This is a genomic window from Comamonas sp. HJ-2, assembly GCF_053615495.1.
Map to the genome: position 1 here is coordinate 1 of NZ_JBSIFD010000046.1, position 22,722 is coordinate 22,722.

Below are 22,722 nucleotides of genomic sequence, written 5' to 3' on the forward strand. Positions count from 1 at the left end.
TAGGGTTAATGCGTGGGTCAGATTGAGATGGAAAAACCGGGGGCTAGTGGGTCACTTCTGGGTGGAAATCAACACGCATACTGCGTGCGGTTCGCAAGCATCTGGGAATGGATATCGCCTTTGTCTCACACTTCGGTGCGGCCGAACGGGTGCTCAAGCATTTGGACAGTGTTTCGGGCGGGCCGCTCTATCAAGGCCAGAGCATTCCCATGCAGGAGGGATACTGCCTGAAAGTTGTTCATGGCGAGCTGCCCGAATGCATTCCGGACACAAGTCGTGTGCCGGTTGCTCAGCATATTTCTGCAACACATGCCATTCCAATTGGGTCCCATTTGAGTGTTCCCGTCCGTCTCACGGATGGGCATGTGTATGGGACGCTTTGCTGCTTCAGCTACCTCCCGAATCCAACGCTAGGGGAACGCGACATGCAATTGCTGCGCGCATTTGCAGAGATCCTGGCAGACCGTATCGAAGAGCAGGCTGCCGAGGAGCAGGTCAAGGCACGGTTGGTCGGTGAAGTCCGATCCGCGTTGGCGCACGGTGATCCGAGGATGGTTTTCCAGCCGATCTGCAGTTTGCGTGACAAGGCCATCTGCGGCTTTGAAAGCCTTTCGCGTTTTGATGTCGAGCCCAGGCATGCGCCGGATTATTGGTTCGATGTGGCAGACAAGGCCGGTTTGGGCATTGACCTGGAGTTGTGCGCTGTTTCCAAGGTGCTGCCAGCGCTGGAGCGGCTGCCCGCCAACAGCAGCGTAAGTGTCAACTGCTCGCCACAATTGCTGCTCAGCAGCAAATTCCATCAACTACTTGATGGCATTGATGATCTCTCACGTCTGGTCCTGGAGATTACAGAACATGCTGCGGTCAAGGATTACAAGGCTCTTGCCATTGGGCTGGAGCCTTACCGTCGCCGGGGTGCGAAACTGGCGGTTGACGATGCTGGTGCAGGCTATTCCAGCATGCGGCATATCCTCAATCTCGAGCCCGAGATCATCAAGCTGGATATGAGTCTTACTCACTCTATCGATACAGATGAGAAACGGCGTGCACTGGCCAGAGGCCTCATCAGCTTCGCGCACGAAATAGGAAGCCTGGTGATTGCAGAGGGCGTTGAACGGCCGGAAGAGCTGGATATGCTGCAAAGGCTTGGAGTGGATTGCGCTCAAGGGTATTTGCTTTCCAGGCCACTTGAGATTGATGCCGCGGCGGTGTTCTCGCTTCACTAGTCGGCAGGTGTCGCTACATAGGCGGTCGCATCGTTTGAGTGCCTGGCAACCGATCTCGTCCAGCAGACGGGTGGCTTAGCTCGCTTCGTTCGCCTGCATCGAGCAGGCCTTGGCGCTTCTTGTGACTGCTTTGCAAAGGGCCTGAGCCCATATGGAGCCTCGGGTGACGGGTGATTGGTTTGTGCTTGGTCCTAGCGTAAACATCTATGTAGTGCTGTCAATCAGTGCGAGCATACTGTTTGCAAATATCAATTGCACGAGGACGCTATGAAGTGGCTGCTTGTCAGTTTTGCGCTCATGGTGTTGACGCTCTGCGTCAGCTTTGTCGCGTCGGTCGCGGACGACCTGAGGCAAGGAAGCGATCAGGATTGACTACCGGGGTTTTCAGGACCCCTCATGAGGCATTTCCACACCATCGAATGCAACCGTCACGCCCATGATGTTGCGGTCTATTTCCATTGGGCGTCCAATTCCCTCAAGCTTGACGTTGTAGCTGCCGCGATCGAACTGCCTGGCATTGCTGGCGCAGCTTGATGCGCCTTCCAATGCCTCGGGAATGCTTGGCAAGCGCGCATGTGAGCGGTGTTGACCTGAAATTCATAGATCAGGGCTGAAATCTCCAATAGCAGCTATGCGCCGTCGGTTCTGAGAAAACCCGAAGGAGCGCCTTGCTGTCTCCAACCGGAAGTGGCTTTGGAAGCCGCCTCAGGCAGCTACACACTGCATCACCACCGAATCGCTTGACCAGCCACCACCAAGGACTCAATGCACCAATTGGGGCAAAAAATGAGTGCGGCTGCATGGTGCTTCTGGCAGAAGAAATACCTGATTTCAGTGATTGCCCTTGCAGTTCTTGCCCGTTTAAGTATTGCCGCCTTGGTCTATCACTTCTTCATCAAGGCGCTGGGAATCTTGCTGTTTCTGGTGGAGATTGTGTGGTTCATTGCCAAGCCTCTCTGCTCCGAGATTGCTGCATGGTATTTGCGCTGGCCTCAGATCGTCCGTAGTCGAAGAGCACGTTGGAGTGCCATCGGAGCCTTTGCACTTATTGCACTTTGCTGGCTGCCTCTGCCTGCCCCAATCCGCACCGAGGGTATGTTGCAATCCAGCGAAATCTGGCCTTTGCATGCGCTTGATGCATCGCAGCTGCAGCAGCAAATGTTTGGCGACGCACGCATGGTCGAGGTCGATGCCCCTGTCTTTATGCTGGACTCCCCGGCTCTCAAGGCCGCTCAGGCTCAAAACGATGCGCAGAGGACCCAGTATTCGCAGCAAATAGCGGCAGCAGGTTTCGACTCTGAGCTGCGCAGGGACTGGCAGGTTCTGCAAGAGCGTCAGCTGCAGGCGGCTACTCAACAGCAGGCAGTGGAAACCGAAGCCAGTCGCTACCGTCTGAATGCCTCGGGCACTGGAGTTCTGCGCGACGTGGATCCGGATCTTCGACTGGGAGACTGGCTGGCCCGGAATGAATTGCTGGGTAGAGTCGTGGGCGGCGATCGGCTGGAGGTTCTTGCCTATGTGCAGGAAGAAGATATTCAACGCATCAGTATCGGCGACAGCGGAATTTTTATCGCTGACGCTGGTGTGGGGCCGGTACTGGATTTGACGGTGCGCAGCGTTGATCAGGATGCGAGTCGTACCCTCTCGGAGGCTGCGCTGTCTGCGGCAGCTGGGGGCATGATTCAGGTCCGAAGCATGCAAGGCACCCTATACCCGGAGCGTCCGGTCTACAGAGTGGTGCTGGATGTGGTGACACCGCTTGAAACAGACGCTGTTTTGCAACACCGCTGGCGTGGCAAAGTCAGCATTCGCGGCCAGTGGGAAGCGGCTGCGGCGCAGTTTGTGAAAACTGCAACGAGTGTTTTTTGGAGGGAGGCAGGTTTTTAGCTTCGATGAATGACTGCAGTGGGCGGCGATTCAACCGGTCGATGCATCCGCCCCGCAGCAGGCTGCGGTCGTATTGCTTGATCGCGTGGAGCTTCACGGAACGAAAGTCGGGGGGCTTGCCGATCCTTCCTGCCGTAGCAAGAACGGTGGGTGAGAACTAAGGAAGGACGCTGTCAGCGTAAGCCTGCACGAGTGCCCAGCGTGTGCACGCGCTCCATCCAGACGGCGCGCTTGGCAGCACTGGATTTGACCACAGGGCCGAAACTGTGCACATGCACGGGCCGGATCCCGCTGAACTCCAGGATGCCCTGCTTCATTTGCCGATGACCTGGTTGGCGTTGTACCCAGCGGTAGTACCAAGGAGGGGAATCCATCGTCACAAGCAGTTCAGCAGTGCGGCCGGCCAGCAGGCGGTCCCACAATGCAGAGTTGGCTCGGTATTTGAAGGCGAAACCAGGCAGGAAGATGCGATCGAGAAAGCCCTTGAGCAGCGCCGGTAGCCCGCCCCACCATATTGGATAGACCCACACCAGGTGTTGTGCCCAGGTAATGTCGAGCTGAGCGCCTTGCAGGTCGGCCTCCAGCGGCTGGCTATGCTCGTATCCGTGGCGCAGGATGGGGTCGAATTGCATTTCACCCAGCTCCAACAGTCGGATCTCGGCTCCAGCATGGCGCGCGGCATCGGCATAGGTGCTCGCCAAGGCGGCACATAGACTGTTGGTGGAGGGCTGGCCGAGGATGATGAGGATGCGACGGGACATGGTGATAGAGGCGGGCTGAGTTCGTAAGCCGCTAGCATCACCTTGTCCTTGGGGGCAGAGTCAAGCCCTACAACGTCAAATGGAGAGTGGCTCTGGTGAACGGCATGTCTTTGCTCCGTCGCATGTGCTCAGCTCCATGGACAATGCTGCCAGGGCGATGTCGGCAGCTTGCAGCCGCGCCAGTTCGTCGGCAATGGCGCGTCGCCGGGTCTGGAGCAGGGTCTGGACGGCGGCAGCGCCGGAGGGAGTGTCGATGCGGCGTAGCGGCTGTAGCGCAGCCAGGCGAAAACCCAGAGACAGCGCCTGGCGGATCCACTGCACGCGCTGCACATCTTCCAGGTCGTAGTGGCGGTAGCTGCCCCGGCGTGCCACGGTGCCGAGCAAGCCGTGCGCCTCATACAGGCGTAGCGCTTTGGGCGTGCAGCCTGTGAGTGCGGCGAGTTCACCGATACGCATAGGTGACTCCCGTGCGCTTGGCAGTATGTATCGCTCTTGCTGAAAGTGCTGTTGGCTCAGGGTGCATGAATGCTTGGAGTCGTTTGAATGTGTTGAGGGAGTTGTTGACCCATGAATTTCGAGTGGTCGTGACAAGGGGTTCACGGCCATAGGCCTTGTCAGGAGCCATCGTGCGAATTTACGGCAATCCCATGGCGCGATTGCAGCAAATTTCGGCGCGGCCCTGGCACTCGACAATCGTCAGGGTTGTCGGCTTGTCCAGTGCATGTCGGAAATCCTCTGCTAACGGTTTTTCTCTGGTGAGCAATGCCTTGCTGCCGCTCCTTTATCTGCTCATATTGACTGGGCTCGCTGCAGCAAGCATTGAGGGCGACTATTGGATGCCTCTTGATAGGCAGGGCAGGGAGGTTTCAAGCTTCCATCGCATACCTTAGCCCTGGGAAGACCTGGAGGGCGCGAGCAGCCTGGGTGCGCAGCTGGTAAAATTAGTTGATTAACCTGTTTTGGGCCGTGTCAATGCTTGTTGATGACGCGGGCTTTTAATCCGTTGGTCGCGAGCTTGAATCTCGTGGAACCAGCCAGATACAGGCGCTACAGCTATAGAAGCGGTAGCGCCTTTTTCGTTTACCAGTTTTTCATCGTGCGTGTGGCTGACTCGAACAACAGAGTCGAGTCTGCTGATTTGGCCGTTGAAATAAAATTTCTGCTTGGCGCGTAGACGCTGCGCTGCTGGAAAAATCAAATGAAATCAATCGACTCCGTTAGCCCCACGCAAACCGCAATCCCCAAAGTGGGCTTTGTTTCGCTGGGCTGCCCCAAGGCCTTGACTGATAGCGAGCTGATTCTCACGCAGCTCAGCGCCGAGGGTTACCAGACTTCCAAGACCTTTGAAGGCGCGGATTTGGTCATCGTCAACACCTGCGGCTTCATTGACGATGCCGTGAAGGAAAGCCTGGACACCATTGGCGAAGCTCTGGCAGCCAACGGCAAGGTGATCGTGACCGGTTGCCTGGGTGCCAAGGCAGGCAAAGAGGGCGGCTCCACCATGGTGGCCGAAGTGCACCCCAGTGTGCTGGCAGTCACGGGACCCCATGCGACGCAGGAAGTGATGGATGCGGTGCACACCCACCTGCCCAAGCCGCATGACCCGTTCGTGGACCTGGTGCCTGGCAGCTTTGGCGATGCTGGCATCAAGCTCACGCCCAAGCACTATGCCTATCTGAAGATTTCCGAGGGCTGCAACCATCGCTGCACCTTTTGCATCATTCCCAGCATGCGTGGCGATCTGGTTTCGCGTCCGATCGGCGATGTGCTCAAGGAGGCCAAGGCGCTGTTCGAAGGGGGCGTGAAAGAGCTGTTGGTGATCAGCCAGGATACCTCGGCCTATGGTGTGGATGTGAAGTACCGCACCGGTTTCTGGGACGGCAAGCCCGTCAAGACCCGCATGCTGGAACTGGCCGACGAGCTGGGCAAGCTGGCGCAGCAGCACGGTGCCTGGGTGCGTCTGCACTATGTCTACCCCTATCCCACCGTGGATGCGGTCCTGCCCTTGATGGCCGAGGGCAAGATCCTGCCTTACCTGGATGTGCCCTTGCAGCACAGCCACCCCGATGTGCTCAAGCGTATGAAGCGACCCGCATCGGGCGAAAAGAACCTGGACCGTATCCGCGAGTGGCGCAAGATCTGCCCCGAGCTGGTGATTCGTTCCACCTTTATTGCCGGCTTCCCCGGCGAGACCGAGGAGGAGTTCGAGCATCTGCTGGACTTCATTCGCGAAGCCGAGATCGACCGTGCCGGCTGCTTTGCCTACAGCCCCGTCGAAGGCGCCACAGCCAACGAACTGCCCGGCATGCTGCCTGAAGAAGTACGCGAAGCACGTCGTGCGCGCTTCATGGAGGTGGCCGAGGAGGTCTCCACCAAACGTCTGCAGCGCCGCGTAGGCCAGGTCATGAAGGTGTTGGTGGACAAGGCTGTCAGCCTGGGCAAAAAGGGCGGTATGGGCCGGACCTATGCCGATGCTCCCGAGATCGACGGTGTGGTTCACATCCAGCCGCCCGAGAAGGCCAGCAAGACCTACAAGGTGGGCGAGCTGATCAGCGTGCGCATCGTGGGCACGCAGGGGCATGATCTGGTGGGCGTTCCGGTTTGAATTTTCATGGCGTCACTGTGCGGCGCCATTTCAATCCGGTAGAGACAAAAAGGCCGCGACTGCGGTCTTTTTGCATCTGATCTCTTGGCCTCTTGGTTGCCGCTCTTGTCTGCCAATGGCCTGCGGGAGATCCTGATGCAATGAAGGGTTCAGATTCGGCTCTGATCGGGACGGCATCGCCGCCGGGGTGGATTTGAGATCCAGGACATGACGTCAGCACGAAACACTTTTCCTGTACTTTTCCTGGGAGAAGCACTGCAGCATTTGTTGTTCATGTGAGGAATTGCCTTTCTCGGAAGACAGCCTCTTGTCTGTAAAGAGGTTTCCATCGAAAGGTGACGAGCCTGATCTCGGCACTGTATCCACAGTTAGGGCTGCTTGGTTCCCCACCTGACCCGGTTGGCTGCTTCCCCATGCGAGGAGGCCCGTCACACTCGATTATAGATGCAAAACCGACACAGCCCCGCGAGCTGTGAAATGAGATTCCAGGAGCAGGCTTGTTGGCATGTCCCGGCCCCGTAGAATCAGAGGCTATGTCTTATTTAGTGCTTGCTCGCAAATACCGGCCTCGTACCTTCACCGAAATGGTGGGGCAGGAGCACGTGGTTCAGGCTCTGACCAATGCGTTGACCCAGCAGCGCCTGCACCATGCCTATCTGTTCACGGGCACACGTGGCGTGGGCAAGACCACGGTGTCGCGCATTCTGGCCAAGTCTCTGAATTGCCAGGGCCTGGACGGTAACGGTGGAATCACCGCAACCCCTTGCGGGGTTTGTGCAGCATGCACTGAAATCGATAGCGGGCGTTTCCCCGACTACACCGAGCTGGACGCTGCGTCCAACCGGGGTGTGGATGAGGTGCAGAGCCTGCTGGAGCAGGCGGTGTACAAGCCGGTGCAGGGGCGCTTCAAGGTCTTCATGATCGACGAGGTGCACATGCTGACAAACACCGCGTTCAACGCCATGCTCAAGACGCTGGAAGAGCCTCCGGAGTATCTGAAGTTCGTGCTGGCCACAACCGATCCGCAGAAAGTGCCGGTCACTGTGCTCTCGCGCTGCCTGCAGTTCAATCTGCGCCCGATGGCGCCCGAGACGGTTCTGGAGCACCTGACCCATGTGCTGGACAAGGAAAGCGTGCCGGCAGAGCCTCAGGCGCTGCGATTGCTGTCGCGTGCTGCGCGTGGCTCCATGCGCGATGCACTGAGCCTGACCGACCAGGCGATTGCCTTTGGCAGCGGGCAGTTGCAGGAGGCGACGGTGCGCCAGATGCTGGGCAGCGTGGATCGCAGCCATGTCTTTCGCCTGATCGATGCCTTGGCGCAGGGTCACGGGCGTACGGTGGTTGAAGTCTCCGAAGAGCTGCGCCACAACGGTCTGTCTGCTGCATCGACTCTGGAAGAAATGTGCGCCGTGCTGCAGCGCATGGCCGTGTTGCAGGCCGTGCCCGATATGCCGCTGGATGCCAGCGACCCGGAGGCTGCCGAAGTAGACCGCCTGGCCAGTCTGATGCCGCGCGACGAGACCCAACTGCTCTACAGCATCTGCCTGCACGGCCGTGCCGAACTGGGGCTGGCCCCGGATGAGTACGCTGCGCTGACCATGGCACTGCTGCGGCTGCTGGCCTTCAAGCCGGAAAACGCCGAAGCCGGCATGGCTGAAAAAAAAACTCCGGCGCTGAGGCCTAGCCGGCCTGTTGTCCAGGCTCCGGATCCGATTCAGCAGCCTCCGGCTTCAACGCCAGCGGCGATGGAGGCGCCACCGCCGCCCAAGGGTCAGTCCGTGCAGCCGGTGGTGGAATCCGCACTGGAGTCCGCACCGGTGCAGGAGCCTGCGTCAGTGGCCGGCATGGCCGAGCCAGAACATATTCAAGTTGTTGCCGATCGCTCGGATTCAGCAGAGTATTCCGTCGCAAGGCCGGTGATGCAGGCAGTGCCGGAGTCGACCCGCTTGCCTGCTCCTGCAGTGACGCCTGAGCCTGCTGCGGTTCGGCAGAACCTGCCTGCTGAGGATCAGGAGGCCGTCGCCGAGGCAGACCAGAGGCCTGTCGACGATGCGTCCGAGAGTGCAGAGGGCAGCGATATGGCTGATGCTCCCGAAGAGCAGGATGCCAGCGAGGCGGCCTGGGCAGGCATGCCCGATGAGGGCTGGTCTGACGATGGGCGCTGGGGCGATGATGCCGACCTGGATATCGGACAGCCCCCGCATGCCATGCCGCCCATGGAGTCTGACGAGCCGGCGGCCCAGAGCGCAAGCGGCGGCTATGTCAGCACGGCCCAGGATGCAGCCCCTGTGGAGCGCACAGCCGAGGGCGATCTGTGGTTTGGCGTGGTGCAGCAGTTGCTGCAGAGCGAAGCCGTGGTGGCCGTGGCGCGGCAGCTGGCGCTGCAGTCTCAACTTCTGGGCCGCGACGGCGATCTGTGGCGGCTGCGCGTGGAGTCCAACTCGCTCAATCAGGCTGGCACACGTGATCGTCTGCGTGCTGCGCTGGAAGCGGCCGGTCATGCGCGACAATTGCAGGTTGAGCAGGGGTCGGTGACGGATAGTCCCGCCCGCCGACTGGCCCTGGAAAGAAAAGCCAGCCAGTTGCTGGCCGAGGACATTGTCAAAAGCAATCTGCAGGTTCAAACCTTGATGCGAGACTTTGGCGCGAAAATCGTGCCCGGTAGCATCAAGCCCATATCTATTCAGCCTGAATAAGGCGTTTCAACAAAAGAAGGAATTCTCATGTTCAACAAAGGACAACTCGCCGGTTTGATGAAGCAAGCTCAGGCCATGCAGGACAACCTGAAGAAGGCTCAGGAAGAGCTGGGCAATATCGAAGTCGAAGGCGAATCCGGTGCCGGCCTGGTCAAGGTCGTGATGACCTGCAAGCATGACGTCAAGCGCATCACCATCGACCCCAGCCTGCTGGCCGAAGACAAGGACATGCTGGAAGACCTGGTGGCTGCCGCCTTCAACGCGGCTGTGCGCAAAGCCGAAGAGACGTCCAACGAGAAGATGGGCAAGATCACTGCCGGTATGCCCGGCCTGCCCGGCGGGATGAAGTTCCCGTTTTAAACGGCTCCCCCCTGTGCGGCGAAGCCGCTTCCCCCTGAGGGGGACGGCAGCCTCGCTGCGCGGCGGCGCTTGCTTGCTGCCTCTGGCTTGGGGCATGCCAGCGTTGAGTGCAGTGTGCGAAATCCTGCATTCAAATATCAGGCGATCTCCGGGTCGCCTTTTTTCTGGTGACTGAAAGGACAAGCCTGTGTCTGATGTGCAATCTCTGGACGCCTTGATCGAGGCCTTGCGCCGACTGCCGGGTGTGGGCATCAAGTCGGCGCAGCGTATGGCGTTTCATTTGCTGCAGCGTGATCAGGCTGGTGCGCTGCAGCTGGCGCGGGCGCTGGACTCGGCGGTGAACTCGGTGCATCACTGCGAGCGCTGCCATACGTTTACCGAAGGCGCCATCTGCAGCATCTGTGATGACGCCGGGCGCGACGGGGCTCGGCTGTGCGTGGTCGAGGCTCCGGCCGATCTGGCTGCGATGGAGCGCACGGGGGCCTATCAGGGCTATTACTATGTGCTGATGGGGCGGCTGTCCCCGCTCGACGGGGTGGGCCCCAAGGAAATCGGCATGAAGCAGTTGCTGGAGCGTGCCTGTGATGGCGTGGTGCAGGAGGTGATTCTGGCCACCAGCTTCACGGCAGAGGGCGAGGCGACGGCCCATGCTGTCAGCGAGGCGCTCAAGTCGCGTGGCATTCTGGTCACGCGGCTGGCGCGTGGCGTGCCGATAGGCAGCGAACTTGAATATGTGGATCTCGGCACGATTGCCCATGCGCTGGTGGACAGGCGCTGAAAATATCGCTTGAATTGGCTGCCAGCGCTTTTATATCAGGCGTGTGCTGCTATTGATTTCTTTGAATGAGCAGAGATAAAAAAAGCCCGCCGGTTTTTACGAACAGCGGGCTTTTTGGCGGGCGGCGAAGCTTATTTGCGCTTCTTGGCTGGTGTGCCGCCACGTGCCTTGGGCTCGCTCTTGCCGCCACGGGGTGCGGGCGCGCTGCTGGTTCTGGCGTTCTTGCTGGAGGCTGCCACCTTGCTGCCACCACGGGTGTTGCGGGCTGACTCGCGTGGGCTGTCGTTGGCTTCGGCACGTGCGCTGCGGGCTGCGCGGCTGGGCAGGTAGGCAATCAGCGACTGGCCGGGGCGCAAGGATGCCGTGGACTTGAGGTCGTTCCAGTCCGCGAGGTTGGAGACGCTGATGCCATAGCGGCTGGCCACGCTGACCAGGGTATCGCGCTTGCGCGCCTTGACCGTGGTGCGCACGGTCACGATTTCAGGGGCGAAGGAGATCTGACCGTTGTCGGCCACATGGCCGGGCACATCGGTCTTGACATTGGCATCGCGCGGCACCATCAGAGCCGATCCGGCCTTGATCAGCATGCGCGGCGGGATGTTGTTGATGGCGCGCAGATCGGCTTCGCCCAGGCCTGCACGCTGGGCGGCTTCGGCCACGGTGATGGTGGTGGGCACGGTCCATACCGTCCAGCTGGCAAACTGGCCTTCGCTATAGGCCTGCAGATTGCGGCGGAAAACCTTGGCATTGTCCCAGGGCAGCAGCACCTGCGGTGTGGCGCGTGCAAAGATCACCGGTTTGTGAAAGCTGGGGTTGAGCGCCTTGAAGTCCTTGACGCTGACATCGGCCAGCTTGGCCACCAGCTCAACGTCGATGTCGTGCGGCAGATCCACGACCTGGAAATAGGGGTGGTTCTCGATGATGGGAAGCTCGGTGTTGAACTTCTCGGGTTCAGCCACGATGTTCTTGACGGCTTGCAGCTTGGGCACGTAGTTGCGGGTTTCGGCCGGCATCTGCAGGTCGAGGTAGCCTGCGGGCAGGCCCAGCTTTTCATTGCGCTTGATGGCGCGGCCCACGCTGCCTTCGCCCCAGTTATAGGCGGCCAGGGCCAGATGCCAGTCGCCGAACATGTTGTAGAGCTTTTGCAGATAGTCAAGCGCGGCGCGTGTCGAGGCCAGTACATCGCGGCGATCATCGCGGAAGACATTCTGCTTGAGATCGAAATAGGTGCCCGTGGCCGGCATGAACTGCCACATGCCGGCGGCCTTGGCACTGGAGACGGCCTGAGGGTTGAAGGCGCTTTCGATGAAAGGCAATAGCGCCAACTCTGTCGGCATGTTGCGGCGCTCCAGTTCCTCGACGATGTGGAACAGGTATTTGCTCGACCGCTCCGTCATGCGCTGTATGTAGTCGGGGCGCGTGGCATACCACTGCTCCTGGTTCTGGACCAGATCCTGCTCAAGATTGGGCATGGCAAAGCCCTTGCGGATACGTACCCAGAGGTCGCCCGTGGCTTCAAGCTCAGCGACTTCGGAGCTGCCGACTTTGCCCTGGCCCAGGGGTTTGAGCGGGCCATTGGGATACATGGGGTCGACGCTGCTGGTGGTGGCGCAGCCGGTCAATATCAGTGCGCTTGTCAGCAGCAGGGTGGATAGCAGCTTCATCAGAAAACGTTTTTCCATTGGCGCAGGGTGGCCAGCACGCTGGCGGGCTCCTCGGGCCTGGTTTGAGGATCATGGTGCATGGCGGCTGCGATCACATCGGCAGCGCGGCTTCGCATGAACGGGTTGACGGCCAGCTCGGTCTGCAATGTGGAGGGCAGCGTGGGCTGCCCGTTCTTGCGCAGTTGCTGGCAATATTCCAGATACTGAGCCAGTTCCGGGTTGTTTGGTTCCACGGCCTGCGCAAATCGCAGGTTGGAAATTGTGTACTCATGTGCGCAGCACACCAGCGTGTTGCCGGGCAGGGCGGCCAGTGCGTCCAGCGAAGCCTGCATCTGCGCTGCCGTGCCTTCGAAAAGGCGACCGCAGCCGCCCGAGAACAGCGTGTCGCCGCAGAACAGCAGGGGCTGGTCTTGTGCCAGGGTGCTGAAGAAGGCGATATGGCCGCTGGTATGCCCCGGCACATCGATGACCTGCCAGGGGCCGCCCAGCAGCTCCACGTGGTCGCCCCCCTGCACGCGCGTCACGGGCTCGGGCAGGGTCTCGTAGGCGGGGCCCCAGACCGCAGCACCCGTGGCCGCGCGAATGGCGTCCACGCCGCCCACATGGTCGGCATGATGGTGGGTGACTAAAATGCCCTGCAGTTTCAGACCTCGCTGTGCCAAGGTGGCCAGCACAGGCTCGGCCTGACCCGGATCGACGACCACGGCATGTTCTGCATCGTGGAGCATCCAGATGTAGTTGTCGGAAAAAGCGGGAATGGGCAACAGGTTCATGAGCTGCAAAATTATAGAGATGCATCACTGGACGGATTCAGCCCTCGGGCACTATCTCCTGGAATGGGAGCAGCAGCGCTTTGACGAGGCGGTGGCCGATATCTTTGGCTACCACGCCTTGCAGCTGGGCTTGCCACAGCTGCAAGGCCTGCGCAGCAATCGCATGCCTCATCGCTGGCTGGCGCTGGAGGGCCTCGATCCCGTTCCGGATGCAAAAGCAGGCACTGTAGCGCAAGCGAAGGCGACCGCAGTGTCGCCGCCGCTGCCGCCCGCTGATGAAGCACAGAATTTTGCTCCGCTGATGCCGGCGCTCAGAACCGCCCCGGAAGCCCTGCCTTTTGCCGAGGCCAGCCTCGACCTGCTGCTGATGCCGCATACGCTGGAGGCTTGCAACGATCCGCATGCCGCGCTGCGCGAGGCTGCGCGCGTGCTGGTGCCGGAAGGCAGACTGGTGATCAGCGGGCTGAACCCCTCGAGCCTGCTGGGCTTGCAACGCCGGGTGGAGCGCAGTGCGGGCTATTTGCCGGACCTGAGCCTGGGTGTGGGCTACTGGCGTTTGCGCGATTGGCTGCGATTGCTGAGCTTCGAGATCGAAGCAGTGCAATTTGGCTGTTATCGTCCTGCCACTCAAAGTGAAAAGTGGCTGAGCCGCTGGCAGTTCATGGAAGGTCTGGGCCACCGCTGCTGGCCGGTGATGGGGGGCGTCTATTGCGTGGTGGCCGTCAAGCGTGTGCAGGGCATGCGGCTGATGAGCCCGAGCTGGCGCAAGAGCAGCGTGCCGGCCGGCATGAAGGCGCCCGTGACCCAGAGGCAGCCGCCGGACATATCCTGGCGTAACAAGGAAGAAAATTGAATCAAGTTGTGATCTATACCGATGGTGCCTGCAAGGGCAATCCCGGCCCTGGCGGCTGGGGCGCATTGCTGCAGGCCGGATCGGCGCAGAAAGAACTCTTTGGTGGTGAACTGGGGACCACCAATAACCGCATGGAACTCAAGGCCGTGATCGAGGCGCTGTCCGCGCTCAAGCGTCCCTGCGATGTGGTGCTGTATCTGGATAGTCAGTACGTGCGCAAAGGCATTACCGAGTGGATACAGGGTTGGAAGGCCAAGGGCTGGGTTACCGCTTCCAAGGAACCCGTCAAGAATGTCGAACTCTGGAAGCAGCTGGACGCGCTGGTGCAGGGCAGCGGCCACCGCATCGACTGGCGCTGGGTCAAGGGCCATGCCGGAGACCCCGGCAATGAGCGCGCCGATGCGCTGGCCAACAAGGGTGTGGAGCTGGCACTTAAGAAGGGCTGAGCCAGGAGCCGGGGCAGATGCGTTGGGCTCAGTTCGTGATTTGTGCCAGCGCTTCTTGGATCTGTTGCTCGGATTCGGGGCGCACGATGCGCGCCACTTCCTTGCCGTCACGCAGAAAAATCAGCGTGGGCCAGAGCTTGACGCGATAGCTGCGGCCCAGCGGTCGGCCGGGACCGTCTTCCACCTTGATGTGCGCCACTTCCGGCTGGGCAGCCAGCGCAGCCTGCAACAGCGGCTGGGCGCGCTGGCAGTGGCCGCACCAGGGGGTGCCGAATTCCAGCAAATTCGCGCCCTTGAGCGCATCGATGGCCTGCCTTGTGGGTTCTGTGGCCCAGTGGGTGGCTTGGTATGGCATGCAATATTTCCCAGAATGGATCGAGGGTCGAAGACCAGGCAGAAAGCCCGTTTTCAGATCAGCCCCTGCAGTAGCAGGACGTTGACGGATTCTCCGGGCAGGACGTCGCCGCGCGCATCGTCCAGCACGATGATGCAGTCGGCGGCGACCATGGAACTGAGCACGCCCGAGCCTTGCGGTCCCGTGGTGCGCACGGCGGCCTGGCACTTCTCATTGAGTTCGAGCACGCCGCGCAGGTATTCGGTGCGGCCCGGGCGTTTGCGCAGGCGCTTGCTGCTGATCGCCTGCAGCAATGGCAAGGGGGTGCTGCGTTCGCCTGCCAGCATGGCCAGGGCCGGACGCACAAACATCAGAAAGCTCACCATGGCGGCCACCGGGTTGCCGGGCAGTCCCAGCAGCACCGCCGGGCGCTGAGTGGGCGGTGGATTGCTCAGATCTTGGGAGCGGTTTGCGCTTGTCTTGATCGGGATGCCTGTTGATCTGGTCAATGAGATTCCACCGGCGGGAGCGAGCAGGCCCACCGCCAGCGGCCGACCGGGACGCATGGCCACCCGCCAGAACTGCACAGTGCCCAGGCGCTGCAGCATCGCACGGGTGTGATCGGCCTCACCGGCGCTGATGCCGCCACTGGTCAGCACCACATCGGCCAGGGTGGCTGCTTCGCGCAGGCGCTCTTCCAGTGCGGCCGGTTCATCGGGCACTGCTCCCAGGTCCAGCACATGGGCTCCCAGACGGCGCAGCAGCGCCTGCAGGCTGAAGCGGTTGCTGTCGTAGATGGCTCCCTCGCGCGGCTCGGCGCCTGGGCTCAGCAGCTCGTCGCCGGTGGAGAAGTAAGCCACGCTGAGGCGGCGTCGCACGCTGACCTGGCCCAGTCCCAGACTGGCCAGCAGACCCAGGGCGGCTGGTGTGAGGCGCTGGCCTGCCTGCAGTGCCACAGAGCCTTGCTCCAGGTCTTCGCCGCGCAGGCGACGATTGGCACCTGCACGCAGGGCACTGCCGTCAAACTGAATGCACTCCTCGCCAGAGTTGGCCTGCTCATGGGCGACTACGGTATCCGCACCCACCGGCATGACCGCACCCGTCATGATCTTCACGCATTCGCCCGCGCCAAGCCGGCCTTGCCAAGGCCCTCCTGCCAGAGCCGTCCCCACCACACGCAGCATCAGCGGCTGGCCGGGCCGCGCCTGCTCCAGTTCGCTGCCGGCAAAGGCATAGCCGTCCATGGCACTGTTGTCGTGGGGTGGTACGTTGACGGGGCAGATCACATCGGCTGCCAGCACACGATCCAGGGCATCGGGCAGGGCGACGGCTTCCACCTCGGCGACCGCACCCAGCGGCTGCAGCAAGGCTTGCAGCTGTTGCAGTACCTGGTCAGTGGTCAGCGTCTGGGCGCTGGTGGAGGCGGCAGGTTGAAAAGTCGCAGTCATAACAGCAAAAAAAATAGAAAACCTCATGACAGGATGCGGCCATGGGCTGCGTGGCACTTTACGCTTTTGGCTGGTGGTGCCGGTGACTCAGTATTGGCGTTCGGGGGCGATTTGCTCCAGATCAAGCAACTGGGCCAGCGTGTTGGCGTTGCTGAAGGCCTGTTCGTCCCCGGGGCGGTCAAATACGGCCTGGGCGCTGTGATGCTGGCTGGTCCAGGCGTCTATCTTGCGGCCACCACTGGTGATGAAGCGCTCAAGGCTGCAGGCGAGTCCGGCCCGCAACAGGCAGAACACGGGCTGGGGGCGCAGTTGCGGCGGCTGTCCCGGCTGGGCATGCTCGGTATCCCTGCCGTGAGCGATGACGATATCGGCATCGCCACGCGACGCCAGCATTCGCGCAGCCAGATCGAGGGGCAGCAGCGGCGTATCGCAGGGAACGCACAGCAGCCATGGCGTGCGGCAATGCGCGAGACCGGCCATGAAGCCCGCCAACGGGCCGGGGTAGTCGGGCAGGCTGTCGGCGCAGACCTCGGCAGCCAGTGGCAGGCCCAGCTCGGCGTAAGCTGCTGTATTGCGATTGGCATTGATGAGCAAGGGGCCGACCTGCGGAGCCAGGCGCTGCAATGCATGCAGTGCCAGTGGCAAGCCTTGAAAGCTCTGCAGGCCCTTGTCAACACCGCCCATGCGCGCACCGCGTCCTCCGGCCAGCACGCAACCGGTGATCTGCTCGGGGGTGATGCGTGAGTCAGCCACCGATATAGCTCATCTCGATGCGCCGACCTTGCCGGACTGGCGCCATATCGGGGGGCATTTCGCTGCGCATTTGCGAGTAGCGATCGTCGCGCTGTTGCCAGATGGGGGCAATGGCGGCTGCAATCTCGGCATTGCTGGCACCGGTGCGCAGCAGGCTGCGCAAGTCCCAACCCTGGCTGGCGAACAGGCACAGATAGAGCTGGCCCTCGGTGGACAGGCGTGCACGGTTGCAGTCGCCGCAGAAAGCGTGGGTCACACTGCTGATGACGCCCACCTCGCCCAGCTGCGGATCATGTCGGCCGCTGGCGTCGGCATAGCCCCAGCGCACGGCGGTCTCGCCAGGGGCGCTGGGTGCCAGCGGGATCAGCGGCAGCTCGGCGCGCAGACGGGCTATGACCTCGTCCGAAGGCAGCACCTCGTCCATGCGCCAGCCGTTGGTGGCCCCCACGTCCATGTATTCGATGAATCGCAGCGTGATTCCCGTGCCACGGAAGTAGCGGGCCATGGGCAGGATCTGGTCGTCATTGGTGCCGCGCTTGACCACCATATTCACCTTGATGTGCGACAGGCCTGCGGTCTGTGCAGCCTCGATACCGGCCAGCACATCGGTCACGGGAAAGTCCACATCGTTCATGCGCCGGAACACGGCGTCGTCCAGTCCGTCGAGGCTGACGGTCACGCGGTTCAGGCCGGCTTCCTTCAGGGCGCGGGCCTTGCGCGCCAGCAGCGAGGCGTTGGTGGTCAGTGTCAGGTCCAGCGGCTGGCCGTCGGGCGTGCGCAGCTCGGCCAACTGGGCAATCAGGGCTTCGATGTTCTTGCGCAGCAGTGGCTCGCCGCCGGTCAGGCGCAGCTTGCGCACGCCATGGGCGACAAAAAGCCTGGCCAGGCGCGTAATTTCCTCGAAGCTCAACAGCGAGCTGTGGGGCAGATATTGGTAGTTCTTGTCAAAAACTTCCTTGGGCATGCAGTAGTTGCAGCGGAAGTTGCAGCGGTCGGTGACGCTGATGCGCAGGTCGCGCAAAGGCCGTCCCCATTGATCCTGCAGCAGCCCGGTAGGGGCCTGCAGGGGGCTGGGGACGATTGCGCTGCGGGATGCCGCACGCTCATCGACCAAGGGGATCACACGTTCTGCCATAGGCTCGATTGTGCCGCAAGAGCGAAGTCCGGGCCGGCTGCGGGCTTGTTGTGGGCTATCAAAATTGATAGCTGGTGGTGCTTGATGGTATTGTGGATCAGTCTTTTGTAGTGGTTTCCACGGGTTGCTGAGAGAGCGGCTTCCAGCCCTTGAACTCGGGGTAGAACTCGGCCACGCCGGGGCCGTTGAAGTCCCAGCCCAGGCACTGACCCAGATGGCGTGGCGGCAGGCCCGAGCCATTGGGGCCGAACTGGTTGAGCACGGTGTGAAAAGCGGGCGTTGCCATATTGAACAGCAGCTCGCGCAGATGCGTGCAGCCCACTACCCCGCCCAGATTGTCGGCAATGGCGCGGCGCCAGCCGCGGGCTATGCAGCAGCCCACCATCTTCTGCATGGACTTTGTGGCCTGGGGGCAGTGGCCCAGGGGGTGGTCGTCCATGGCGGCCTCTATGCCGTGGACCACCATGTCGGCATCGATGGTCAGGCGGATCCACATATGGTGAATCGGCTTGCCCGCTGGCACTTTGCGGTGGCCATGAAGCTCGATGTCATAGGTTTTCTGGTCGATCAGCTCGGCTTCCACGTCCCACATGCCGTCATCACGGGCATAGCCCCGGTAATTGACGTCGCGCATATTGATGGGGACTGGCTTGCGGCTGGCACTGGGAGACAGGGGCATGGGGTATCCGTTGTTATGGCGGGCGACAACGACGGCATGTCGGAACTCGGCTGGGTCGCCCGCGATGATCTTGAGCCGGGTCTGGTGCATCAGACCCGATTTCATTATCAAAGAGATAGCAGGCTTGTCCAGCACCAAGCGGACAGCGGGGCGGGACGGGGGACCCCGAGCCAGGCCGGCAGCGCCTAGCTGCTCGTGGGGATTTGCCCGGTGAGTGCTGCGGCCTTGAGTGCAGCCAGGTCGAGAACCTCCAGCTTGCCGCGCCGCAGTTGCAGCCAGCCAGCCTGCTGCAACTCCTGCAGGATCTGGTTGGTGGTCTGGCGTGACAGGCCGAGCATGCGTGCGATCTGCTCCTGGGAGACGGCCAGCTCGCGGTGAGTGCGCATGCGGTCGGCCCACTGCTCGTGGCCCATGGCCATTTGCACCAGACGGCACATCACGCGCTGCGGTGCAGGCAGCACGGTCTGCTCCTCCAGCGCGATCAGGCTGGCACGCAGCTTGTGGGTCAGCAGCAGGGCCATGTGGCGCCAGCAATGCGGGTTGGCATCCAGCCATTCGCGCAGCGGCGGTATAGGGATATGCAGCAGGGCGCAGGCGGTGTTGGCGCAGGCGTCGTGGGTGCGGGGCTCGCCATCAAAGAGGGCGATCTCACCCAGCCAGCTCGGCGGCTCGATCAAGGTCAGCAAGGCTGTGCGGGTGTTTTCCTGAAGCGCTGCCGTGCCGGAGATGCTGAGCGAGCCCCTGGCCACCGCATACAGGCCGCAGGGGGCATCGCCGCGGCGAAACAGCCATTCGCCGGCGGCCAGCAGCCTTGGCTGGGCCAGCTGCTGCATCTGGGCGGTCAATTCCGGCGGCAGCGAGCGGAACCAGCGGCCGGCCTGCACGATGGCCCAGAGGTCATTGGCGTTGACATGCTCGAAGCTGCCGCGCTTGCGTGCAGTGGGCACTGAGGCCAGTGCAGGCCTGGGTGAGGGGTTTAGCGCTTGTGTCGGTGGCATGACAGACGGCAAGGTTGATGCTGCGCCACCATGCTCTGACAAGCGACCAGGAGATACAGCGATGAAAACCCTAATCGATCAACTGTCCAACTACGCCGACTACCACCGCGACCCGCGCAATATCGTCACGCACTACATCGGTGTGCCCATGATCATGCAGGCGGTGGTGATTCTGCTGGCCAGGCTGCAATGGGGAGCGCTTGGCGGCATGCCGATCTCGCTGGCCCTGCTGGCAGCGGTTGCTGCAGCAGTGTATTACTGGCGGCTCGACGGGCGCTACGGCCTGTTCATGAGCGTGTTGCTGGCCGCCATGCTGGCGCTGGCGACTCCTGTCGCCGTGCAGCCCACGGGGAGCTGGCTGGCCTGGGGGCTGGGCCTGTTTGTGCTGGGCTGGGTGATCCAGTTCGTCGGTCACTACTGGGAAGGACGCAAGCCCGCTTTTCTTGACGATGTGATGGGTCTGCTGATAGGTCCGCTGTTTGTGGCGGCCGAGCTGGGTTTTGCTCTGGGTCTGCGCAAGGAGGTGCAGGCTGCGGTGGAGCAGCGCAGCGGGCCCGTGCGTCGCCGGCATCCGGTGAGCGCCTGACATGCTCTTGTTCTGAGAGCTGAAACCGCTTTATGGGTATTGGTTTGAGTGGGTCTTCATGGCTGCAGCGGGCGAGGCTGCCCGGCGGGAATACGCGACTGCACGCGCATCTTTCAGACATGTAATGCCAGCGTTAGGGTCATGCGCCTAAAATCGCGGACTGACCCTCAGGTGCCGATGCTTTGTTGGCTCTGGCGGGCTTTTTGTATTACTTCTCCCAACCATCATGTCTCTGAACAATGTGACCCCCGGCTCCAAGACGCCTGAAGTCTTCAACGTCGTCATCGAAATCTCGGCCAACTCGGCTCCCGTGAAGTACGAAGTGGACAAGGAATCCGGCTGCCTGTTCGTGGATCGTTTCCTGGGCACTGCCATGCACTACCCCGTGAACTACGGCTATGTGCCCCAGACCCTGTCTGGCGACGGCGACCCCGTGGACGTGCTGGTGATGACTCCCTTCCCCCTGCCCAGCGGCGTGGTCGTGCCCTGCCGTGCCATCGGCATTCTGGAGATGGAAGACGAGTCCGGCGTCGACGGCAAGGTTCTGGCCGTTCCCACACAGAAGCTGCTGCCTTCCTACGACAAGATCAACCACCTCAGCGACATCCATGAGCTGACCCTGCAGCAGATCGCTCACTTCTTCGAGCACTACAAGGATCTGGAAAAGGGCAAGTGGGTCAAGGTTCTGGGTTGGAAGGGCGTGGACGCGGCACACAAGGAAATCGTGGACGGTATCGCCAACTACAAGGGCTGATCCAAACTAGTAAAGGGTCTCTAACCTTTACTTGCAGAGAAGCCTCGCTATCTGCATCTATACAATTTGAAACGCACCCGGCGGGCCTCGCTTGGTGCGTTTTTTATTGCCTGTATCGATATATACGAGGGGGTGCGCATGAGTTGGAAGATTTCGGACTGGCGCGTGGGGACCAAGTTGGGCATCAGCTTTACGGCGCTGGTGCTGTTGTCTGCATTGCTCGGTCTGGTGGCCTGGCTGCAGCTGTCCAGCATTCATGCAGCGGGCCGCGAGGTTTCCGAAGTGGCGCTGCCCAGCGTTTACAACGCGGCCTCCATGCGTTCCGAGTACAACCGGCTGCGCCGCCACGAGGCAGGCATTGCCACGGCACGCACCCTGGTCGAGATCGAAGGCTACGAGCAGCAGATCCAGCAGCGCCTGAAAACCATTGCCGAGCAGGAGAAAGTGGTCAACGAGCTGATTGCCAGCCAGCCGCTGCGCGAGGCCTACGAGGGCTATCAGGCCAACAAGGCGAATTTCCTGAAGCTGCACGAGCAGTTGCTGGCGCGGGCACGCGATGGCGACTACAACACCGTGGACAGCCAGGCAGGTATGGCCGACGAGCTGGGGCTGTTTTTCGCAGGGCTGTCCGAACAGGCCTTCAGCCAGCTGGCGGAAAGCACGGGCAAGCTGATGACGCTGCAGCTCGAGAACGCGGCTCAGGCCCAGCAGGCCGAAAAGTCCAGTTTCGAGCTGGCCCGCTACTGGCTGCTCGGTACGCTGGCGCTGGTGGTGCTGTTTGCCGCCGTGGTCGGCATTGCGATGACACGTGCCATCACGGCTCCCGTGGCCACGGCAGTTGAGCTGGCGCAGGCCGTGGCTGCCGGCAGGCTGGGCATGGTGGTGAAGAACCAGCGCCGCGATGAAATGGGCTTGCTGCTCAATGCGCTGGAAGACATGCGTCGGCAACTGTCCTCCGTGGTCCAGGATGTGCGCGGCAATGCCCATGGCGTGGCCCTTGCGTCCAGCGAAATCGCTCAGGGCAATGCGGATCTTTCGGCGCGCACCGAAAGCCAGGCCAGCGCCCTGGAGGAAACGGCGGCCTCCATGGAGCAACTGGGTTCGACCGTGCGCCAGAACGCCGACAACGCCCAGACAGCCAATCAAATGGCAAAGAATGCCTCCGATGTCGCGGGTCGAGGCGGGGATGTGGTTGCCCAGGTGGTGGACACCATGAAGGGCATCAACGACAGCAGCCGCCAGATCGCCGACATCATCGGCGTCATCGACTCGATTGCCTTCCAGACCAATATCCTGGCCCTGAATGCGGCCGTGGAAGCCGCGCGTGCCGGCGAGCAAGGCCGTGGTTTTGCCGTGGTGGCGGGCGAGGTGCGCACGCTGGCCCAGCGCAGCGCCGAGGCGGCCAAGGAAATCAAGCAGCTCATCCATGCCAGCGTGGAGCGCGTGGAGCAAGGCTCGCAGCTGGTGGACAAGGCCGGTGACACCATGGCTGAAATCGTGACGGCCATAGGCCGCGTGACCGACATCATGGGCGAGATCAGCGCGGCCAGCCGCGAACAGAGCCAGGGCGTAGCCCAGGTGGGTGAAGCCGTCACCCAGATGGATCAGGCCACGCAGCAGAATGCGGCCCTTGTGGAGCAGAGCGCGGCGGCCGCCGATTCTTTGCAGCGCCAGGCCAAGGCGCTGGTCGATTCGGTGGCGATTTTTCAGTTGGGGAATCAGGCACAGAGCTTTGCCGCTGCAGCGCTGAAAAATCGGGTCGAGCCGGTTGCAAAGGCCGGCATGAGCGCTGGCCCGCGGGCTGCGGCGTTAGCCGGTCAAGGCCCGGGCAAGGCTGTGCCTGCGCCGGTCAAAACGGCTCAGCCCGCTTTGAGCAATGACCAGGATTGGGAGCAGTTCTGAGGTCGAGGGGCTTTGTTGCATAAATCGGCCATAGGCCAAGGCATCCCCAATCCCAAATAGATTTACGCAGCAGCGACTGTCTGG

Annotated in this window: 22 protein-coding genes and 1 other RNA gene; 11 read left to right on the forward strand and 12 right to left on the reverse strand. The window is 61.6% G+C overall.

All coding sequences use genetic code 11. The features are described from left to right. The first annotated feature begins 80 nt into the window (after window positions 1-80). Window positions 81-1,226, forward strand: a complete 1,146-nt coding sequence (locus ACWGXF_RS23520; protein WP_452102553.1) for a sensor domain-containing phosphodiesterase — start codon at window positions 81-83, stop codon at window positions 1,224-1,226. A 384-nt stretch (window positions 1,227-1,610) separates the two neighbouring features. Here the strand turns inward: ACWGXF_RS23520 and ACWGXF_RS23525 are convergent, their stop codons facing one another. Further along, entirely contained in the window at window positions 1,611-1,793 is a 183-nt protein-coding gene (locus ACWGXF_RS23525) for a hypothetical protein (RefSeq protein ID WP_256630121.1), read from the reverse strand. Window positions 1,794-2,012: 219 nt separating this feature from the next. On the opposite strand from ACWGXF_RS23525, the gene ACWGXF_RS23530 reads away from it, so the two are divergent. After that, on the forward strand, window positions 2,013-3,113 hold the full coding sequence (locus tag ACWGXF_RS23530) for an HlyD family efflux transporter periplasmic adaptor subunit (RefSeq protein ID WP_256630122.1): 1,101 nt from the start codon (window positions 2,013-2,015) through the stop codon (window positions 3,111-3,113). A gap of 173 nt (window positions 3,114-3,286) precedes the next feature. Here ACWGXF_RS23530 and ACWGXF_RS23535 read toward each other — a convergent pair whose 3' ends face one another. Together ACWGXF_RS23535 and ACWGXF_RS23540 are read right to left on the reverse strand one after the other, a co-directional pair. Further along, window positions 3,287-3,874: an NAD(P)H-dependent oxidoreductase gene (locus tag ACWGXF_RS23535; protein WP_256630123.1), complete on the reverse strand. Its 588-nt coding sequence runs from the start codon at window positions 3,872-3,874 to the stop codon at window positions 3,287-3,289. A gap of 75 nt (window positions 3,875-3,949) precedes the next feature. Next, a complete protein-coding gene (locus tag ACWGXF_RS23540; protein ID WP_012837785.1) occupies window positions 3,950-4,330 on the reverse strand; it encodes a MerR family transcriptional regulator in 381 nt (126 codons plus the stop codon). Between the two features lie 742 nt (window positions 4,331-5,072). Here ACWGXF_RS23540 and rimO point away from each other — a divergent pair. Then, the gene (gene rimO / locus ACWGXF_RS23545; RefSeq protein WP_003066187.1) at window positions 5,073-6,479 is read left to right on the forward strand and encodes a 30S ribosomal protein S12 methylthiotransferase RimO; all 1,407 of its coding nucleotides are present in this window, start codon (window positions 5,073-5,075) and stop codon (window positions 6,477-6,479) included. A gap of 334 nt (window positions 6,480-6,813) precedes the next feature. Here rimO and ffs read toward each other — a convergent pair. Further along, window positions 6,814-6,909, reverse strand: an RNA gene (gene ffs, locus ACWGXF_RS23550) — signal recognition particle sRNA small type. Between the two features lie 103 nt (window positions 6,910-7,012). Here ffs and dnaX point away from each other — a divergent pair. The 3 genes from dnaX (at window position 7,013) to recR (ending at window position 10,313) form a co-directional block, all read left to right on the forward strand. Then, on the forward strand, window positions 7,013-9,175 hold the full coding sequence (gene dnaX / locus ACWGXF_RS23555; protein WP_256630124.1) for a DNA polymerase III subunit gamma/tau: 2,163 nt from the start codon (window positions 7,013-7,015) through the stop codon (window positions 9,173-9,175). A gap of 27 nt (window positions 9,176-9,202) precedes the next feature. After that, window positions 9,203-9,535: a YbaB/EbfC family nucleoid-associated protein gene (locus ACWGXF_RS23560; RefSeq protein WP_003066189.1), complete on the forward strand. Its 333-nt coding sequence runs from the start codon at window positions 9,203-9,205 to the stop codon at window positions 9,533-9,535. Between the two features lie 187 nt (window positions 9,536-9,722). Further along, window positions 9,723-10,313 (forward strand): recombination mediator RecR, encoded by a 591-nt coding sequence (gene recR, locus ACWGXF_RS23565; RefSeq protein WP_003066191.1) that lies wholly within the window; start codon window positions 9,723-9,725, stop codon window positions 10,311-10,313. A 131-nt stretch (window positions 10,314-10,444) separates the two neighbouring features. On the opposite strand, the gene ACWGXF_RS23570 is transcribed toward recR, so the two are convergent. Together ACWGXF_RS23570 and gloB are read right to left on the reverse strand one after the other, a co-directional pair. Then, on the reverse strand, window positions 10,445-11,977 hold the full coding sequence (locus ACWGXF_RS23570) for a transglycosylase SLT domain-containing protein (protein WP_256630125.1): 1,533 nt from the start codon (window positions 11,975-11,977) through the stop codon (window positions 10,445-10,447). Further along, window positions 11,977-12,750 (reverse strand): hydroxyacylglutathione hydrolase, encoded by a 774-nt coding sequence (gloB, locus tag ACWGXF_RS23575; RefSeq protein ID WP_256630126.1) that lies wholly within the window; start codon window positions 12,748-12,750, stop codon window positions 11,977-11,979. Before gloB ends, ACWGXF_RS23570 begins: the two co-directional genes overlap by 1 nt. A 19-nt stretch (window positions 12,751-12,769) precedes the next feature. Here gloB and ACWGXF_RS23580 point away from each other — a divergent pair, with 19 nt between their 5' ends. Continuing rightward, window positions 12,770-13,603: a class I SAM-dependent methyltransferase gene (locus ACWGXF_RS23580; RefSeq protein WP_256631214.1), complete on the forward strand. Its 834-nt coding sequence runs from the start codon at window positions 12,770-12,772 to the stop codon at window positions 13,601-13,603. Continuing rightward, a complete protein-coding gene (gene rnhA / locus ACWGXF_RS23585) occupies window positions 13,600-14,049 on the forward strand; it encodes a ribonuclease HI (protein WP_003066200.1) in 450 nt (149 codons plus the stop codon). The genes ACWGXF_RS23580 and rnhA overlap by 4 nt, the downstream gene beginning before the upstream one ends. 28 nt (window positions 14,050-14,077) lie before the next feature. Here rnhA and ACWGXF_RS23590 read toward each other — a convergent pair whose 3' ends face one another. The 6 genes from ACWGXF_RS23590 to ACWGXF_RS23615 all read right to left on the reverse strand — a co-directional run bounded on the left by ACWGXF_RS23590 (window position 14,078) and on the right by ACWGXF_RS23615 (window position 19,396). Further along, window positions 14,078-14,404, reverse strand: coding sequence for a thioredoxin family protein (locus ACWGXF_RS23590; RefSeq protein ID WP_012837792.1), 327 nt, complete (start codon window positions 14,402-14,404; stop codon window positions 14,078-14,080). A gap of 53 nt (window positions 14,405-14,457) precedes the next feature. Next, on the reverse strand, window positions 14,458-15,831 hold the full coding sequence (moeA, locus tag ACWGXF_RS23595; protein WP_452102551.1) for a molybdopterin molybdotransferase MoeA: 1,374 nt from the start codon (window positions 15,829-15,831) through the stop codon (window positions 14,458-14,460). A gap of 87 nt (window positions 15,832-15,918) precedes the next feature. Beyond that, window positions 15,919-16,584 (reverse strand): molybdenum cofactor guanylyltransferase MobA, encoded by a 666-nt coding sequence (mobA, locus tag ACWGXF_RS23600; RefSeq protein WP_039048408.1) that lies wholly within the window; start codon window positions 16,582-16,584, stop codon window positions 15,919-15,921. Continuing rightward, on the reverse strand, window positions 16,577-17,719 hold the full coding sequence (gene moaA / locus ACWGXF_RS23605; protein ID WP_256630128.1) for a GTP 3',8-cyclase MoaA: 1,143 nt from the start codon (window positions 17,717-17,719) through the stop codon (window positions 16,577-16,579). The genes mobA and moaA overlap by 8 nt, the downstream gene beginning before the upstream one ends. Window positions 17,720-17,816: 97 nt before the next feature. Continuing rightward, entirely contained in the window at window positions 17,817-18,398 is a 582-nt protein-coding gene (locus ACWGXF_RS23610; protein WP_256631215.1) for a DUF2889 domain-containing protein, read from the reverse strand. 185 nt (window positions 18,399-18,583) lie between these two features. Beyond that, entirely contained in the window at window positions 18,584-19,396 is an 813-nt protein-coding gene (locus ACWGXF_RS23615) for a Crp/Fnr family transcriptional regulator (RefSeq protein WP_052263664.1), read from the reverse strand. Between the two features lie 61 nt (window positions 19,397-19,457). Between ACWGXF_RS23615 and ACWGXF_RS23620 the strand changes: the two genes are divergently transcribed. From ACWGXF_RS23620 to ACWGXF_RS23630, 3 genes are all read left to right on the forward strand, one after another. Next, window positions 19,458-19,982: an Mpo1 family 2-hydroxy fatty acid dioxygenase gene (locus tag ACWGXF_RS23620; protein ID WP_256630129.1), complete on the forward strand. Its 525-nt coding sequence runs from the start codon at window positions 19,458-19,460 to the stop codon at window positions 19,980-19,982. A 226-nt stretch (window positions 19,983-20,208) separates the two neighbouring features. Continuing rightward, complete coding sequence (gene ppa, locus ACWGXF_RS23625) at window positions 20,209-20,736, forward strand: inorganic diphosphatase (RefSeq protein ID WP_003056663.1); 528 nt, start codon at window positions 20,209-20,211, stop codon at window positions 20,734-20,736. 138 nt (window positions 20,737-20,874) lie between these two features. After that, window positions 20,875-22,638: a methyl-accepting chemotaxis protein gene (locus ACWGXF_RS23630; RefSeq protein ID WP_452102552.1), complete on the forward strand. Its 1,764-nt coding sequence runs from the start codon at window positions 20,875-20,877 to the stop codon at window positions 22,636-22,638. Window positions 22,639-22,722: the final 84 nt, after the last annotated feature.